The sequence below is a fragment of the Paenibacillus sp. N3/727 genome, assembly GCF_022637315.1.
Lineage (GTDB): Bacteria > Bacillota > Bacilli > Paenibacillales > Paenibacillaceae > Paenibacillus_AQ > Paenibacillus_AQ uliginis.
In genome coordinates this window covers 3,400,795-3,418,252 of record NZ_CP093336.1, presented here as the reverse complement: position 1 = coordinate 3,418,252, position 17,458 = coordinate 3,400,795, and the positions used below count along the sequence as shown (strand labels likewise).

The window sequence follows — 17,458 nt, the reverse complement described above, 5'->3', positions numbered from 1 at the left end:
TGATGAGAAAGCTAGCGCTTCTATTTCCAGGTCAAGGCTCGCAATATATCGGGATGGGCCAGGACTTGCTTGGACGATCAGCAACAGCGAGAGCGGTATTCGCTGAAGCCAATGATGTATTGGGCTTTGATCTTCAAGCGCTTATCGCAAGTGGAAGCTCTGAGGAGCTGACACGAACGGAAAATGCGCAGCCTGCGCTGCTTACCGTTAGCATCGCAGCGTTCCGTGTATACATGGAGGAAATTGGTGTGGAGCCTGCCTATTCGGCCGGACACAGCTTAGGTGAGTTCTCGGCGCTGACCTGCGCAGGCGTGATGACATTCCAAGATGCACTAAGGCTTGTAAAACGTCGAGGTCAGCTCATGCAGGAGGCGGCTTCCGAGGGGATCGGCGCGATGTGTGCGATTATGGGCAGCGATTCAAGCCGAGTAGAAGAGGCTTGCCAGCGCGCATCCATCTCAGAGCATCAAGAGGTGGTTATCTCCAATTACAATTCTTCCGGACAGCTTGTCATCTCTGGACATCGAATTGCGGTTGAGGAGGCGGCCCGTGAGCTCGAAGGACTTGGCGCACGTATTGCGTTTTTACAAGTAAGCGCGCCTTTCCATAGTCCGCTTATGAAAGGAGCTGCAAACCAGTTTAAAGATGAGCTGGATTCCTACACCTATAGCCCGTTTCAATGGCCGGTGATATCGAACGTTACAGGCAAACCGTATGAATCCCCGGATCAAGTTGTCGGCTGTCTGACTGAACAGCTTACCTCTCCCGTACGGTGGGATTGGGCGATGAAGCTATTAGTGGAGCAGGGGGTCAATATTGCGGCTGAGCTTGGTTCAAAGCAGGTGCTAACACAGTTGATGCGAACAGATGCAAAGTCCATTGTCTGCTATCCCTATGAAAAAGCAGCAGAGCTTGATTTGCTTCAGAAAGAACTGGAAGTCGACAAGCTGGAGCAGGCCCGCCAGAAAGCTTCCAATAACGTGGTTACAAAATGCCTTGCGGCTGCAGTATGCACGCGCAATCGCAATTGGGACCTGGAGGCGTATGAACAAGGTTTTGTCCTCCCTTATCGGCAAGTGCAACGATTGCAGGAGCAGCTGGATGAGAACGGGGACCCGCCTACTCAAGCACAGATGCACGAGGCGCTCAAGCTGTTGAAGCAGATGCTGGATACCAAAATGGTACCGGAACAAGAGCAGCATGAGCGTTTTGCAGACATTCTGAAGAAGACAGGTACAACAGCGCTATTTCCAGAATTCTCGCCTGATTCATGGGTGATCGCTTGATGATGTATGGAGGTGATCAGGGTGGATTTTCAGTCAATCAAATTAAATCGCAAGTCTATAGCTGAGCTTGAGGATGTTGCCTTTGATCGAACATCGAGTCAGGATATCGCGATTGTCGGCGTTGCGGTGAAGCTGCCGCTTGCAAATTCGGTTGAGCAATTTGATCACAATCTTAAGACAGGGCGGGATTGTGTTAGGCCGATCCCTTCACTGCGTAAGCAGGATACAGATTCGTATTTCAAGCAGATGGGGCTTGAGCCGGAGGATTTAGCCTATGGCGAAGCAGCTTATCTCGATGAAATAGATAAATTTGATTATTCCTTCTTTAAGCTCTCGCCGCGAGAAGCGAGCTTACTGGACCCCAACCAACGATTATTTCTAGAGACGGCCTGGCATGCAATCGAGGATGCGGGCTATGGCGGCGGCAAGCTTGGAGGAAGCCAGACAGGCGTCTATGTTGGCTATGGCTCTGATGCAGACTACTTGAAGCTGATTCGTCAGGTAGAGCCGGAGGCTGTCTCCATGTCCATGGCGGGAAATGTACGCCCGATCATCGCTAGCCGCTTGTCGTATTTGATGGATCTTCGAGGGCCGAGTTTCATCGTTGATTCGACATGTTCCTCCTCGCTCGTGGCCGTTCACCTGGCATGCCAGGCGATACGCAATGGAGAGTGTGACTCCGCGATCGTTGGCGGAATTCAGCTTCACCTGATCCCGATCCGGGAATATGAGGTTGGCATTGAATCCTCCACTTCGCGGGCGAGAACCTTTGATGATCGTGCCGACGGGACAGGGACTGGCGAAGGCGTTGTTGCGATGATGCTGAAGCCGCTTGAGCAGGCCATTGAATCGCGTGATCACATTTATGCCGTGATTAAGTCGAGTGCGCTGAATCAGGATGGCGGTTCCGTAGGCATTACAGCTCCTAATGCAGAGGCACAGGAGGCAGTGATTGTAGATGCATGGAAGCAAGCGGGGATCGATCCTGAGACAATTGGATATATCGAGACCCATGGCACCGGTACAAAGCTTGGAGATCCAATCGAAGTTGAGGGGCTTAAGCGGGCGTTCCGACGCTTTACGGACAAGCGGCAATTTTGTGCAATCGGGGCGCTCAAAAGCAGCATTGGTCATTTGGATAATACAGCGGGTATCGCAGGCCTGCTCAAAGCCGTTCTATCGTTAAAAAACAAATGCATCTATCCGACGCTACATTTTGATCGACCGAATCGGGTGATTGATTTTGCGGAATCTCCTGTATATGTGAACGATAAGCTAATGAAATGGGAGAGCGGACCGCATCCTCGTAGATGTGGTGTGAGCTCCTTCGGCATCAGCGGTACGAACTGCCATGTCATCGTGGAGGAGGCTCCAGAGGAACGATCATGGATGAAGCCTCTGCATGACGAGTATCGACTGTTCGTCTTGTCTGCGCAGACAGTGTCTGCATTAGAGACTTACGTGGATGCAAGCCTTAATTATCTGATCCAACATCCATTCATTGATTTTGGGGATCTGTGCTATACATTAGGCACGGGTAGAGGGCATTACCGCTATCGGATCGCGATTGCAGCCAACAGTGTAGATGAAGTGGTCTGTGAACTAAGAAGCTTAAAGACCACTGGATTCAAGAGGGATCAAGATCAATCACAAGTCGAAACGAATAGCTCTTTATATGCGGATTCGATTGATCGCTATTCATCACAGCTTGAAGCAATACGTGCTGCGGTTGAAGGTGTGATACCTACCCTTTTGTCCTCTGACAAAGATGATCGCAAGCTTTATGCAGAGCTAGGCAGGCTCTATGTGCAAGGGGCAAGCATTCCATGGGATCGCATGTATCGGCAGGAGCGTAGAAGACGTCTAAGCTTTCCGACTTATCCGTTTGATCGGTATCGGTGCTGGGTGAATCTGACCGATCATGCATCAAAAGGTAAAGCTCGTCATACCTCGGTCAAGCGCAATGATGCTTACGAAGCAGCAAGGAATGAAAGCCATGATCAAGATCAAAGTGCTTTCTATCATCAACGGAGATGGCTCCCTGAGCCGTTACCACAGATTGGTCGAAAAAGCCGCAGCAGTGAGACGATTCTTATCTTAACAGAAGAGCATCAGGATAGCAGTCCTTTCGTATGGCGATGGAAAGCAGTTGGATCGAAGGTTATTGAGGCTGCTATAGGTGACAGCTTTAAGGTAGTCGATGAGTCGAATTATATCGTTCGTGACAAGATGGAGGATTATGAGCGTTTGCTGCTTGATGCATTCGATTCATTCAACTCATTAGGTGACCGATCTTTACGTATCGTTGATCTACGGTTTGCTGCCTTTGGTAATGAAGATGAGACCTCGGAGCAGCATGAGCAGCGATTAGAGCAATCGATTTATCGGCTCTATCGCCTGATTCATGCGCTAGCACGTCGGGATGGTCATGAATCAATAGCTGTGACGCTGGTTACTTCCTACGCGGATGAAGTTACGGCTGAGCAGCCAAGAGTACGTCCTGAGCAATTTGCCATGATTGGGCTGAGCAAAGCTGCCGGCTGGGAGAATCCGAATCTTAGAATCCGCTGGATTGATGTAGATGAGCAGTCAGATCTGGTAGAGAGCGTCTGCTCTGAGCTTGAAGGCGAGTCGAATGAGTATTGGACGGCTTATCGCCAAGGCAAGCGATATGTAGAGCGCATCGATGTGCTGAAGTTGCCAGAAGCCGTATCCAATCATACAGGGACGATATCAATCGGTTCCCAAGATATAAACGGAACATACCTCATTACAGGAGGCCTTGGCAGCATCGGACTGCTGATCGCTTCGCACTTTGTAAAAGAGTCAAAAGGTAACATCCACCTCGCATTAATGGGTAGAACAGCACTGCCGCCAAGAGATCTCTGGCCTGATCTAGACCATGCGGCTCAGGATATGAGGATTGTTCGTGCGATACGTGCTATTCGTGAGATGGAGGATGCTGGGGCGCAGATTGAAGTCATCCAGGCGGATGTGTCCAATAATGAGCAGCTGGATAAAGCTATCAAGTCTCTGAGGGAGCGCCATGGCCGAATTGCAGGGATCGTGCATGCTGCCGGAGTTTCCGAAGGAAATCTGATGAGCCGATTGTCGGCAGAAGAGTTGCGATCCGTCATTGCGTCCAAGACGACAGGTACGTGGCTGCTGGATCATTTAACGAGGCAGGATAAGCCGGACTTCTTAGTCCTCTTCTCGTCAGCGATTACGTTGGTAGGCGGGATTGGCTCAGGTCCGTACACGACAGGCAATGCGTATTTGGATGGATATTCAGCTTATCGAAACCGCCTTGACTTACGAACCTTGACAATCAATTGGCCGGCTTGGAAGCAGACCGAGAAGGATGAGGCAGATGAGGTAGACGAATCGAAGGAGATGTTCTGTCTCATGTCTCAGGAGGATGGAATACGAGCGTTCCAAGAGCTTCTCCAGGCTTCTGAAGCTGCTCACGTAAGACAGGCCGTTGTCGGGAGATGGAATCGTGGCAGCCACCTGTTTGCATTAGGGGAGCTGCTGCCATTCCGTCAATCCGAGCAGGTTCAACAGGCTTTAACTCGATCCATGCCAACTGATAAGACTCATGCGAAGGCAGATCATAGACACTCAGTAGGTACTGCGCAGGGAACTTTTGCAGCTTCAAATATATGGCCTACCACGCATAGCGAGATCGAAGAAGAAGTAACCGAGGTATGGAAGCAAGTGCTTGGCTATGAGGAATTGGACGTTCATGCAAATTTCTTCGAGATTGGCGGAGATTCCATCCTTATCACGAGAGTGCATCACTATATCGATGAGGAGTTTCCTGGACTGACTACGGTAGCAGATATGTTCTCCTATCCAACCATCGCTCGGATAACCGACTATCTATATGCTGTTGTTACCAATAAGGAAGATGAGGACACCTCTCTGTTGGAATCGATCGAGGCTGACTCCTTTAATGAAGCTATATTTGCGATGTTTGAGCGAGTAAAGCGAGGCGAATTATCCATCGAGAATGCGGTTGATCTTTATCGCGGGATGGAGGTAGCAAATGGATAAACTAGTGAGTCAAATCTTTGAGCAGGTCGCCAAGGGCCAATTGGACGAGAAGGCAGCCCTGCAGCTGCTTCGAACGCTTAAGGAACAGCAGCCGAATGAGAGTAAGGATATTGCGATCATTGGGCTTTCATTAAAAATGCCTGGTGCAGATAACATCCAGCAGTTCTGGGACAACCTCGAGCAAGGCTGTGACTTCATCGGACCTCTTTCTGAAAACCGACAGCAGGATAGCTTAGGCTTTATCCGTACATTTACCCAGCTTCAAGAGGACAGCATTCACTTTAGTCATGGCGGATTCATGCAGGATATCGACAAGTTTGATTATGCCTTTTTTAATCTATCTCCAAAAGAAGCAGCCTTAATGGACCCGAATCAGCGGCTATTTTTACAGACCGCCTGGGAGGCTATTGAGGATGCGGGTTATGGAGGCAGACGTATCCAAGGCAGTAAAACAGGCGTCTATATCGGGTATGCTGATTGGCCTGTATATGGCCAGTACATTACAAAGAATCAGCCATCGCAGATTCCGATGGCAAGCACAGGGAACACGCCTTCCATCATCGCTGGTCGGATTGCTTATTTGCTGGATTTGCAAGGTCCTGCATTGCTGGTAGATACTGCATGCTCCTCCTCGCTGGTTGCAGTCCATCTCGCCTGTATGGCTCTCAGAAATGCGGAATGCGAGATGGCCATTGCGGGTGGAGTGAAGGTATGTCTTATGCCAGTGGACGGATTGTTCGAGATAGGTATCGAATCCTCCAATCGTAGAACGAGTGCATTCGACGATAGCTCTGATGGCACCGTCTGGGGGGAAGGAACGGTCGCATTGCTGCTGAAGCCGCTTAGCCAAGCTATTCGAGACAAAGACCCTATACATGCGGTCATTCGGGGTAGCGCCATCAACCAGGACGGTACATCCGTAGGACTGACCGCACCAAATGCAGCCTCGCAGGAGAAACTGCTCATGCGAGCTTGGAAGGATGCGGGCATTCATCCGGAGACGATCGGCTACATCGAGGCCCACGGCACAGGAACGAAACTTGGCGATCCGATTGAGGTTGACGGAATTCGTCGGGCATTCCGCCACTACACGAATCGCAAACAGTTCTGTGCCATCGGATCGGTAAAGACCAATGTAGGGCACTTGGACGCAGCTTCAGGAGTTGCCGGACTTGCGAAGGCAATCGCATCACTCAAGTATAAGAAGCTGCCGCCGACCCTGCATTTTACGAGACCGAATCGAAATATTCCTTTTGAGAACTCCCCGCTCTATGTCAATGATCGATTGGAGCCTTGGGAGACAAACGGAGAGCATCCAAGGAGATGCGGCGTAAGCTCATTCGGCTTTAGCGGTACGAACTGTCATCTTGTGCTGGAGGAAGCCCCAATTGGGATGCCAAATGCGTCCCAAGCGGATACGAATCGTGATGATCAGCTAATGGTCCTGTCAGCTAAAAGCAGGTCAGCATTAGAGCGGCAAATACAAGCTTATGTCCGCGAGTTGCCTGAGCTTGAAGGAAGCTTTTCCGACCTATGCTACACAGCTCATACTGGGCGAGGACATTATAGCTGCAGATTAGCAATCATTGCGAGCGGTATTCCGAGCCTAATGGATAAGCTGTACGCATTATTAGAAGTGGGCTTAGAGCAGCAGGTTGAAGAAACAGCAGAAAAAGGAGTTTTTTACAACGAGTATCGAATTGCAAGTGGCCGAAGAGAGAAGCGACAGCGCGGGGAATGGACATTGGATGAACTCAAAGCCCGGAGTGAGGCGGCAAATGAGCTGATTCATCAAGCTGATTCAGATGGAGGTTTGGACAAGCACCTGCTTGAACAGCTCGCCCAGTTCTATGTCCAAGGAGCGGACGTGAATTGGGAGGTATTATACAAGGGGCAGCCATACTCGAAGCTTCATCTTCCAGTGTATAGCTTTGAACCGTCGCGTTGCTGGATTGATCCATCGGCTGATACTTATATGGCTCGGTCGATGCCGACTGTAGTTGAATCAAACAAAGAAACGGACATGAAGCTTTCAGCAAGCCTGAAAAGTAGTGCTGCAGAGCATGTGCCAATTCTAAAAGGCAGAGCAGACGAAAACTTTACGTCAACCGAAATACGATTGGCGGCACTCTGGGGAGATTTGCTTGGTGTCAAAGAAATCAATATTGATGATGATTTCTTTGAGCTTGGCGGGAACTCAATTCTCACGATACGTGTTGAGGTTGAGCTGGAGCAGGCCGGGATTCTGTTTACTTCCGAGCTATTGTATCGGTACTCGACGATTCGCGAGGCAGCCGTTTATCTAGAGCAGCAGTCTAGTGAATCTGGAAACTCTCATGAAACTAGCAGTTTTAGTGATTCTACTGTAGTAACGGGACCGCTAGAGGAAGCCGCTTCAGAGGGCAACGACATAGATCAAGCAGCTGTAACTCTAAAGCTGGAACAAGGCATCCGAAGTAGCGAGGGAGCGGAGTATGATCTTCATGAAGCAGGTGAATCGGTCATTCTTCCAAATATCGAGCCATTTAACGATCTCTATTATCGAAATTGCTTCTACAACTCCTTTTTCCCAGTGGTCAAGCACTTTGGGGGCAGCATACTACCGTATCTCGTCAACGATTTACTCCTATATCACCGTACCGATACGGAGGAAGCTCAGGGTTATGAGCTGCGTTATGAAGAGGTAGAACCGCAGGAAACGCTCTTTACAGAAATGAATCTGTCCGTCCAAACCGAGTATGATTTTGGAGATATCAAAAGTAAGCTCATCCAAAGCATCAGCCAAGGAAATCCCGCTATCGTGTGGGTCGACTGCTACGAGATTCCATCCCGCAGCGATGCATATCAGAAGCAGCATGTAGATCACACCTTACTGGTGTACGGATTTGATGAGGGGACTCAAATGTTCCATATCATCGAGCATGACAGACGAGAAAATCTATCATACAAGCCTTGCTTGATCGTATTTGATGATCTCGTCCGTGCCTGCATAGGCTATGAGACGTACTATCAACCGCTAGAGCACCGGGCTGCTTATTATATCATTCAACACTATCCGAATGCTCCACACCGGGAGCCTGAGCTTAACGAATTGAAGCAGCGATTCGAGAGTAATCTGACGTATAACCGTCATCGTCTGCAAGAAAGCATGGATGTGCTTCAACAATTTGCAGCGTGGTTCATCGATGCCAGCTCTAACGAAGCCAGCTTGAAGCAGCATGCCGAGTCAATGATTGAGACGCTTAATCAAATTCTCAATGCGAAGCAGGTGGAGGGATATCGATTAACGGCTCTATATGGGGAGGATGCTTCGCTTCTTGCGACTCATCGCGAATGCGTAGAGTATTGGGAAACAATTCGAAAAGGAATCGTCCGCTTCTTCTATGCCCCTGTGTATCAGGGGGCACGAATCGAGGCTATTCAAGCGAGATTGGAGCGATTGCTCGCCACGGAGCAGCAGTTCCTATCCCAACTATTTCACGAGCTACAACTTATTTAATCCATATACGAACCAACCATTTAGGAGGAAACGAAGATGACAATAGAAACGAAGGACGAACTGAAAAAGAGAGTAATGGAGTTGCTGAAAGACAACGTTGATGATCCAAACCTGCTAGAACAATGCGATCCTGATGATGATTTGTCATCGCTTGGCATTAATTCCTTAACCTTCATCAAACTTGTTATTGCAACTGAGATGGAGTTTGGGGTGTCATGGAGCGATGAGGACCTCGATTTCCGTAATTTTAGCACGATCAATCAAATTATGAACTATATCAGCCTGAACCAGAACGAAGAACAATAAGAGGGGGATGACGACTTATGCTAACCAGGGCAGGTAAACTCGGAGGGGTGGCTCTAGAAGAGCACGTTCACAATTTAGTACCAGAGATTAAGCAGCTTACGTTATTCCCGTCAGAGCTTTGTAATTATCGCTGTAATTTCTGCCATATATGGGGGGAGACTGGCTGGGCGCTGAAAGAGCCGCAACGTGCGATCCGTGAACAGCTCGATATCGATGTCCTGAAGAAGTTTCTAGATGATGTAACCGCAGTAAACAAAAATCTCGGTGTCATCATTACAGGCGGCGAGCCGATGCTGTATAAGCACTTTACAGAGCTGGTCGAGCATTTGCGGAAGCGCAAGGCGAACATTTACCTGCTGACCAATGGTTCGTTAATTAAAAACCGTGTTGAGTTCATTATGGAAAATATCGTGGCCATGAATATTTCCATTGATGGACCGGAAGAGTTCCACGACGCCATTCGTGGAAAAGGCAGCTTCCAGAAGATTTGCGAGAACATTGACGCACTGATCGAAGAGAAGCGTAGACGCAAGAAGATGTTCCCTTTCATTAATATTACGATGGTGCTTTCTCCGTCTAATTATCTCAGCATTAAGCAATTTATGAGCGCGCTTCGCGAACGCTTCAAAGGCGCAGAGGTTATGCTGCATGATCCTCGCAATCCGTGGTCAAAACGTCGTGACTTGTCTGTGAATCTGGCACCGCTCTTGTTCACCACACCTGAACGAGGCCGTGCTTACGCGACTCAGATGAAGCATGATCTGGATTGCGATGTTTCTCCAGCTTGGCAGGGCTTCGTTGAAGAGTCGATCCCGATGGATACCCAGCTTTTGAAAAAGGAGCTAGAGGAGTTGTGGGCTTCTGAAGGCATAGATTCCTCTCATTATATTGATATTCACGATTATTATGCTGACATCGAGAATGTGTTTGGTCGCTCTAAATGCGTAGCACCATGGCATGAGATGATTATCCGCCGTACAGGCGATGTATACCCGTGTGTGGATTTGCCTGATTTTAAGTATGGCAGTATCTATGAGAACAGCTTTGCGGAAATGTGGGAGGGCGAACGTGCGACCAAGTTCCGTGACTACATGAAGACGAGCAATCTGATGATGTGCAATCGCTGTACACGGATGTTTGCTGATCCAGAATCCTATTAGTACCCAAAAAATGTAATCAAGATTATGGAGGTCAGTCGCATGAACATCGTGGAAATGGAATCCGTGCTTACGGATAAGACCATGAGAAGCGTCAAGCTGCCATTTGAGATGCCGCAGGTATATGGCTTTTTGGGCCATGCTTATGTACTCGGCATTCTTCAGCCATTTGAGTACGCTCAGCCGTGGATTCATACGAGTTATATTCAATTGTTTATAGCCAAGCATTATTTGAATGATCTGCAGGAATATCGGCTGGATTTCTATCCAGACTTGATGATTGCTTATAACAATATGCCATGGTTGATGTATAAGCACTCCGATAAAGTCCTGCTCGATCAGCTTGGGGTAGATATTCATCGATATCTGATTACGCAGCTAGAACGTGAATATTATGTCGTAACGTACGTAGATGAATTCTATATTCACAATTCGATCTGCTATCAGCAGAACCATTTTGTTCATGATATTTTCATCTATGGTTATGATCTGGATCGGCAGATTTATCATGTTGCGATCTTTGATAAGAATCGTCAGTTTACGATGCAGGAGGTTACCTTTGAGCAATTTGGCCAAGCCTATGCATCACAAGATAAAACAACTCATTCGTTGATTAGCTCATGCAAAAGGATGGAGCCCTTGGATTATGAAGGCAGCAAATACGGCTCTGGCGTAGGGAGATTTGATTTTGACTTGCAGCTAATGATTGATGTGCTTACTGACTATTTGGAAGGACGAAACTCTACGGAACGGCTTCGCATTCAGCAGCAGCCGATGGAAGGCTATTTCGGTGTTGAGATTTATCCTTACCTCCAGGAATTCGTTACGCGCGTGATCGAAGGCGTGCAAAATTTCGACGTTCGTCAGCTTCATATCCTATGGGAGCATAAGAAGATGATGGTTGCAAGGATTAAATACCTGCAGCAGTTAGGCTATCTCCAAGAAGAGACTTCACTGTTATCCGAAGCTGAGCGTCTTGAGAAGCAAGCCTATACCCACCGTAATCTCATGTTGAAAGGCTTTATGAGTAACAATAGAAACATACTACAGCCGCTTGTACACTCGCTCGAGGAGATGCTGATTGCAGAAAAAGCATTGATTACGCAGTTAATTGAGGAGCTTCGTAAGTAAAAAGAGATAAGAGGGAGTGAGTATGTTGGACGTATCAATCATTATTCCTGTGTACAATAAAATGGAGCAGTTAGAGCGTTCACTCTATTTCATTGCGAACCAGATCGATACAGGAATATCGCTTGAGGTCGTCGTTATCGATGATGGATCAACAGAGCCAGTAAAGGACATTATCAATTGTTATACAGATCAAATCAAAAATCTAAAATATTTGTATCTAGAACGGGATAAGCACTCCTGCCGTTCACGGACTCGCAACATAGGCATTAGCGAGAGCAGTGGCAACATTCTTGTTTTTCTCGACTGCGGCATTGTCATCCCTGACTTTTTCATCGAGCGCGTCGTGAACCGGATCGGTGATTGTACGAACATGGTGCTGTACCATTATGTCATGGGTGCGTTTACGGAGCCGAACAAAGAGGATTTGTTAGTCATCGAAAATATTAAACCATCTAATCTTGCTGATATTTGCGAGCAGCTCAGGTATCATCCCGATTGGGAGGACATGCGAACCTCGCATTTTGAGCTGGTGGACCATGACCTGAATCGGATGGATGTACCATGGTCGATGGGATGGGGCGGCGCGGTTACGGCATCTCGTGATATCGTCCTTCTAGCAGGAGGCTTTGATGAGACGCTGAAGGGCTGGGGAGCGGAGGATACTGATTTTGCGTATCAGCTACATAAACATGGGGCGTCGATGTATGCAACGGATGACATTTGCACGCTGCATCTGCCTCATCCTTCCGACGATAATATCGATCAGAAGATAAAGTCCAGCTACTTGAACCGCAAGAAAATGCATATGAAGCACCGTACTTTTGACACGGAGATTTATCCCTATTCAGCGGATTTGCACTTTGATCTGATCATGGCGAAGTTTAATCGGCTGGTGACCCACTATTATGTACCTGCGTACAGCGATTCCTTGATTGAGCTTTTGAACCGTGAGTATGTGCAGGGAGCAGAGCGAACAGCGGTCATCGGGGCAGACAGTCATGCTGTCCTTTCTACGTTGAATGTGTCTCACGTCTTTTTGCAAAATAAAGGATTACTCCAGCGTTACCAAAGCACCTGGCCAGAGAAGGAATTTGTCTATTTGCTAGGGTTGGATACCCTTTATCCGTCCAAGCACTTTGATGTCATCATTGTAACGGATTACTTCAGAATGTTTAGCGAGCCGCTCATTGGTATCATGCTGAAGGAGCTTTATCGGATCAGTAAGAAAGTTGTGTTTTTATACAACGATAGCTATGTATCATATCTCGCGACCACGGCAGGATGGACATGGCACAACAGACAGGAGCTGGAGCAACTCTTTGAACGCAGCCAGTTGATGTTTCATACGGAGCGTCAGGTCGGCGATTGCAAGGTGTTCGAAGCAGGCAAGGCGGTTACGGTCGTTGTCTAAATGAATAGGATACAAGTTTTCCGTTAGAGGCTGCCATTTGGTAGTCTCTTTTTTTGCATATGCCAAATATATACTGAAAAGTATCCGATAAATTATTCAATGAACCCTTATGAGTAAAACGGAATTGGGTATAGGGAATCGGACCGAACAATCCTTTCGAAGCTCGTTTTAGATTGTAGTGATTTTTGGTGCTGTCACATTTTGGGCCGAGCTGTTCGTTGTATAGAGTGAAGGGGGTGAGACGGCTTGAATGATGCGGAGTTAAGTCAGATCATTGCAGATGTGTTGGATGGGAACACAGAAAAATTCGAGAAAATCATGGAGGTTTATCAAAAACCGATTTTTCTCTACTGTTATCATATGCTGGGCAATTATGCCGAAGCCGAGGATAACGCACAGGAAGTATTTTTGAAGACATTCCGCACCTTGAAGAAATATACCCAATATGAGATAGATTTTGGCGCCTGGGTATACAAGATTGCCTACCATCAATGCATCGACATCATCCGTAAGCGAAAGTTGGTGAAATATATGCCTTTCTTTTACCAGGATGAGAAAGAAAATAATGAAGTCGATATGCATATTGAAGCCAACTATTTTGATGAATCCGTACATCAAGCTATGGCGAAATTATCGGCGGAAGAGCGTAATTTGTTAATCTTGCGTTGTGTAGAGGATAAAAGCTACCAGGAGATCGGTTTGATTCTCGGCAAAAACAGCGCAAGCCTTCGTAAAAAATACGAACGTACATCTGCAAAATTTCGAAAGTATTATGCTCAAGTGAAGGGAGTGGGAGTGTATGAATATGGACAAAAATCGGGATTTGAAAAAACTGTTTGATGACCCGCGCATTCCCGACGCCGACTTGACAGGAAAAGTAATGAGAATACTAAATGCTAAGCCAAAAGAAAAGGAGAGGTTTTTTGTGAAATATAAAGTTGCTTTGACTGCGTTTGTAGGGATGATGTTAATGGGCTCCACAGGTTATGCGGCAGTTCAATATCATTCTTTGTCGAATAAGGATGGCGAGGTCGTGTATGAGACTAAATCGGCGAAAGAGATGGGACCAGAATCGAAAGAGGATAGGAAGCATGGCGAAGAATTTTATGCTCTTAAGGAGAAGGTGCTAAAGAGCGGTGAAGCTGGACTGTTCTATCTGGTTGCCAATAACCCGAATCATCAAACGGATCTTGGAACGAAGATGACTCCATTCCAAAATCTCACTCAATTGCGAGATAAGATTACGGATAAATCCGTTAAGATTCCAGACAGTGTCAATGGAAATTATACATTCAAACAAGCGGAAGTGATGTTTAGAAATGCTCAGGAAGTAAATCCACCTTCTCCGGAAGAACAAAAGGCGCTGGCGGAAAAACTGAGAAAACAGGCGGAGGCATCCAATCAGGGATATGCCATGATGCCGGTTGAAATGACAGATCAGTTTTTCCTTCTCTTTGCTAAGTATCAAAATGGCGAAGATGAAATCGCGGTTGATATCACTAATGTGAGTGGAAAGGGCATGAACGCTGGAATGTATATTGACGAGAACGTTGAATTTAAGCAGGAGAAGGTTCAAGTGAAGGGAGTAGAAATGCTGCATACAGAATTTGGTCCTTCGCAGAGGCACGAGCTGAAATGGGTATACGAGAGCCCAGACAAAAAGGTGAAATACGCCTATACTTTACGTGGAGACATAAATAAAGTAAGCAAAGAAACTTTGATGAAAATTGCCGAAGGCTATTTGGAATAATAAATATTAAAACAACGGGAATCTTCTCCAAGCCAATTGGAGTTGATTCCCGTTTTTCCTTTGCTGAAAACCGACCTTTTTGAACACGCACTTAAAAGATAAGTTTTGGGGAGATCGGGCGTACTTAAGGATGATGGGCTGCTGCCCATTTTTCAATCCGTTGACTAGGCATCTGCATAGGATAAAAAATGCATACTGAAACATGAAAAGGAGAATGAACATGTATCGTAATTCATGCTGTCATTGGCATAATCCTGTGCATTACTACTGGACTAACAATTTGGATCCTAATTCAAATCCTTACTATCACCGTTGGCATAATTACTGCCGGAGTTCTTATAATGAAAACATTAAATTAATGGACTACGGTCCAAAACCTTTAGTAGTGAATATAGAAGAAGCTGCGGAGCAAAACAATACTTACCGAACCGCTTTATGGACAGGAAAATACTTTCAAGTTACCCTTATGAGCATTGATGCTGGTGATGATATTGGTTTAGAGGTTCATCCCACAACGGATCAATTCATACGGATTGAAGAGGGGCAAGGTCTAGTCCAAATGGGGGATAGTAAAGATAATCTAAATTTCCAAGCAATGGCCCGTGACGGATATGCCATAATGATACCTTCGGGAACTTGGCACAATGTAACCAATACGGGGAATACACCGCTTAAAGTTTACGTGATCTATGCTCCCCCTCATCATCCATACGGTACGGTTCATGAAACTAAGGCAGATGCCATGTCAGCTGAAACTTAATAGTTATACACTTCAAAAGCAGCCGATCCTTCGGCTGCTTTTGTCCATATATGAAACTGTGGACCATTCCCTAGTTATGTAAATATCCTGCCAACATGAAAGGTACTATGTTGAACTTAGTCAGGCATGCCCACGTTCGAATGGAATCCCGCTTTTTTACTTTTTCTACCTATACTTATGAAATGGTGTGGATTGATAAGATTCTAACGAAACCTTTACTCAACAAGATTAACCATGTTAACAATTAAAGTACTGAACAAAGAAGTCGCCAAATTGGCGGCTTTTTTGTTTTAACGAGATCCTACAAACTTTTCATAGATTCACCTTGTTTTATTGTAATCGTTTATTTCCAGTGCATTATTGCTGTTGATTAGGCACTTGCCGTGCGCACCTTAGATACTTCTCCGTAAACTGTTGTTGTAGATCAAATCTCCAATTCAATAGCAAACTTTCACTCATCAGGCAATGCATATGTATTCGATAACCACAGCATTTATATTCGACATCTTGAAAAAATTGGATGAGATTGGAATCGCGAACTGAAACAACGCTTTACCTAAGTACCAATAAGTAAAAGGAGAGAGATGAATGTCTAAAGAATTTAAATTAACTACAGCTAGAAGAGTACCTTTGAAAACACAAAGCAGGATTAGAAATGTATCCTCGAGTTTAGTTGGTAATGTTGTAGTTGTTCGAACACTATTTAATACTTTTACTGGATGTTTACTAAGTGTTGGAAGAAATACCATTCGTTTACGTATTTTTAGTGGGATTGACAGAGTGTTCATAACGATTCGAATTCCAATTGGAATCATCGTAGATATTTTCCGTTTTCCATGTCCATGATGAGCTTGGACTGTATTAGTTAAGAGAGGAGCCCTAGAGGCTCCTTTTTATGTAACTACGCCGCATTGGTTAATGTTAGCCCAGGCTTGTTGAGTTGATATTGTGTATTGTAGGGAATTCAAGTGAATGACTAACGATCTTCGTATAGTTCTTTTTGACAAGAACGGTAGAAAAAATAATCGGGGCACTACGGTAAAGGACGAACTAGCATTAATCCACGCGTAACAGATTGCCACCGGGTTATACATAAGGACTTTATACAAGAGCCGTGATTCGCTGCGTACATATAAAAAAGCACACCATGCATCCCCGACGAATAAGTCGATCTTAATGCAAGATTTGCTTATAAACGCGATTGAAAAGAACGGGATATCGTATAGTACTGACACCGATTTAATCGGTTTGCTGGCCCGGCAACTTACTCAAGTCGGCTACGACCTGGCCCGTGACCAGTCCCGACGGGTTACTTACGCGTCGCAAATCATCCGCGAGCATATATTAGGTGCGGATCACCTGATCCTTATCGGGCACAGCGCCGGAGGCGTGATTGCCTATCGGCAGGGCTTTATTTGGAGGAGAAGTACGGCTTTCAACGAGTTCAGGTATTTGCTGTAGGCTGTCCAAAGTTTTATTTGAAGGACATTTCATACAATGACAGATTTACATATATCACTGGCCAGAATCCGGACAGGATCACCCAAATTGGCAGCTGGCGCAAGCCAGGTTCTAGGGTGTACCGAGGAAAGCCGGGGCGCGAAATTCAAATGGAATTTAATCCGGATTATCAGGGATGGCGGTTTCATGCCTCGTATTTTCTGAAATCGGTCTGGGCGGATTCGAACCAAGTGTTCCACACCAATTCAGAAGACCTGGTCTCCAAAATCCATGAACTGTACCCGGGTAACTAATGTTTCATGATGATGACTACCCATTTACAAAAATAGTTCACTTGATCAATTTGATCCTGATGGATTCTAGGTTTATAAAAACTAAGAAGCGATAAGAGGATGAACCATGTATAGTAAAGGGAATCCACTTTTTTAAATTGACTCCCGCGGGGACAGACCCACTTACTAGAAGTCAGTCAATTTTCTTATGTGGGAAATTCTGACATCCGGTTTGATGAGGGGGGCGGAAAATTCTACCCTTGATTCTAGTGCAGATGAGCGCTTATTTGGGTAATGAATAACAGCGAGCCGGCTTGCTGCTGAGCTTCATTCCATAGGCGTAAAATAGCTTTCTAGTTCTCTGTTAGA

12 protein-coding genes are annotated in these 17,458 nt (G+C 46.2%); all 12 read left to right on the top strand.

All coding sequences use genetic code 11. The features are described 5' to 3' along the window. Nucleotides 1–2 precede the first annotated feature (2 nt). Nucleotides 3–1,286 (top strand): ACP S-malonyltransferase, encoded by a 1,284-nt coding sequence (gene fabD, locus MNQ98_RS15600; RefSeq protein WP_241929082.1) that lies wholly within the window; start codon nt 3–5, stop codon nt 1,284–1,286. 21 nt (nt 1,287–1,307) lie between these two features. Further along, nucleotides 1,308–5,342 carry a type I polyketide synthase gene (locus MNQ98_RS15595; RefSeq protein WP_241929081.1) on the top strand — a complete coding sequence of 1,345 codons (4,035 nt, stop codon included), beginning with the start codon at nt 1,308–1,310 and terminating at the stop codon, nt 5,340–5,342. Beyond that, nucleotides 5,335–8,841: a beta-ketoacyl synthase N-terminal-like domain-containing protein gene (locus tag MNQ98_RS15590; protein ID WP_241929080.1), complete on the top strand. Its 3,507-nt coding sequence runs from the start codon at nt 5,335–5,337 to the stop codon at nt 8,839–8,841. The genes MNQ98_RS15595 and MNQ98_RS15590 overlap by 8 nt, the downstream gene beginning before the upstream one ends. A 36-nt stretch (nt 8,842–8,877) precedes the next feature. Continuing rightward, nucleotides 8,878–9,147 (top strand): acyl carrier protein, encoded by a 270-nt coding sequence (locus MNQ98_RS15585; RefSeq protein WP_241929079.1) that lies wholly within the window; start codon nt 8,878–8,880, stop codon nt 9,145–9,147. Between the two features lie 17 nt (nt 9,148–9,164). Continuing rightward, on the top strand, nt 9,165–10,307 hold the full coding sequence (locus MNQ98_RS15580) for a radical SAM/SPASM domain-containing protein (protein ID WP_241929078.1): 1,143 nt from the start codon (nt 9,165–9,167) through the stop codon (nt 10,305–10,307). A 39-nt stretch (nt 10,308–10,346) separates the two neighbouring features. Further along, nucleotides 10,347–11,435, top strand: a complete 1,089-nt coding sequence (locus tag MNQ98_RS15575; protein ID WP_241929077.1) for a BtrH N-terminal domain-containing protein — start codon at nt 10,347–10,349, stop codon at nt 11,433–11,435. 22 nt (nt 11,436–11,457) lie between these two features. Continuing rightward, entirely contained in the window at nt 11,458–12,846 is a 1,389-nt protein-coding gene (locus MNQ98_RS15570; RefSeq protein WP_241929076.1) for a glycosyltransferase family 2 protein, read from the top strand. Between the two features lie 246 nt (nt 12,847–13,092). Then, on the top strand, nt 13,093–13,686 hold the full coding sequence (locus MNQ98_RS15565; RefSeq protein ID WP_241929075.1) for an RNA polymerase sigma factor: 594 nt from the start codon (nt 13,093–13,095) through the stop codon (nt 13,684–13,686). Beyond that, nucleotides 13,652–14,596 (top strand): hypothetical protein, encoded by a 945-nt coding sequence (locus tag MNQ98_RS15560; protein ID WP_241929074.1) that lies wholly within the window; start codon nt 13,652–13,654, stop codon nt 14,594–14,596. Before MNQ98_RS15565 ends, MNQ98_RS15560 begins: the two co-directional genes overlap by 35 nt. 220 nt (nt 14,597–14,816) lie before the next feature. After that, nucleotides 14,817–15,356: a cupin domain-containing protein gene (locus MNQ98_RS15555; protein ID WP_241929073.1), complete on the top strand. Its 540-nt coding sequence runs from the start codon at nt 14,817–14,819 to the stop codon at nt 15,354–15,356. Nucleotides 15,357–15,944: 588 nt separating this feature from the next. Continuing rightward, complete coding sequence (locus MNQ98_RS15550) at nt 15,945–16,202, top strand: hypothetical protein (protein ID WP_241929072.1); 258 nt, start codon at nt 15,945–15,947, stop codon at nt 16,200–16,202. A 569-nt stretch (nt 16,203–16,771) separates the two neighbouring features. Further along, nucleotides 16,772–17,110, top strand: a complete 339-nt coding sequence (locus tag MNQ98_RS15545) for a hypothetical protein (protein ID WP_241929071.1) — start codon at nt 16,772–16,774, stop codon at nt 17,108–17,110. The last annotated feature ends 348 nt before the right edge of the window (nt 17,111–17,458 follow it).

What these genes read in the sequence shown, in the direction of transcription:
- MNQ98_RS15590 (WP_241929080.1), top strand. Translation starts at nt 5,335, where the DNA reads ATGGATAAACTAGTGAGTCAAATCTTTGAGCAGGTCGCCAAGGGCCAA.
- MNQ98_RS15550 (WP_241929072.1), top strand. Translation starts at nt 15,945, where the DNA reads ATGTCTAAAGAATTTAAATTAACTACAGCTAGAAGAGTACCTTTGAAA.
- MNQ98_RS15560 (WP_241929074.1), top strand. Translation starts at nt 13,652, where the DNA reads ATGGACAAAAATCGGGATTTGAAAAAACTGTTTGATGACCCGCGCATT.
- MNQ98_RS15570 (WP_241929076.1), top strand. Translation starts at nt 11,458, where the DNA reads ATGTTGGACGTATCAATCATTATTCCTGTGTACAATAAAATGGAGCAG.
- fabD (WP_241929082.1), top strand. Translation starts at nt 3, where the DNA reads ATGAGAAAGCTAGCGCTTCTATTTCCAGGTCAAGGCTCGCAATATATC.
- MNQ98_RS15580 (WP_241929078.1), top strand. Translation starts at nt 9,165, where the DNA reads ATGCTAACCAGGGCAGGTAAACTCGGAGGGGTGGCTCTAGAAGAGCAC.
- MNQ98_RS15585 (WP_241929079.1), top strand. Translation starts at nt 8,878, where the DNA reads ATGACAATAGAAACGAAGGACGAACTGAAAAAGAGAGTAATGGAGTTG.
- MNQ98_RS15555 (WP_241929073.1), top strand. Translation starts at nt 14,817, where the DNA reads ATGTATCGTAATTCATGCTGTCATTGGCATAATCCTGTGCATTACTAC.
- MNQ98_RS15575 (WP_241929077.1), top strand. Translation starts at nt 10,347, where the DNA reads ATGAACATCGTGGAAATGGAATCCGTGCTTACGGATAAGACCATGAGA.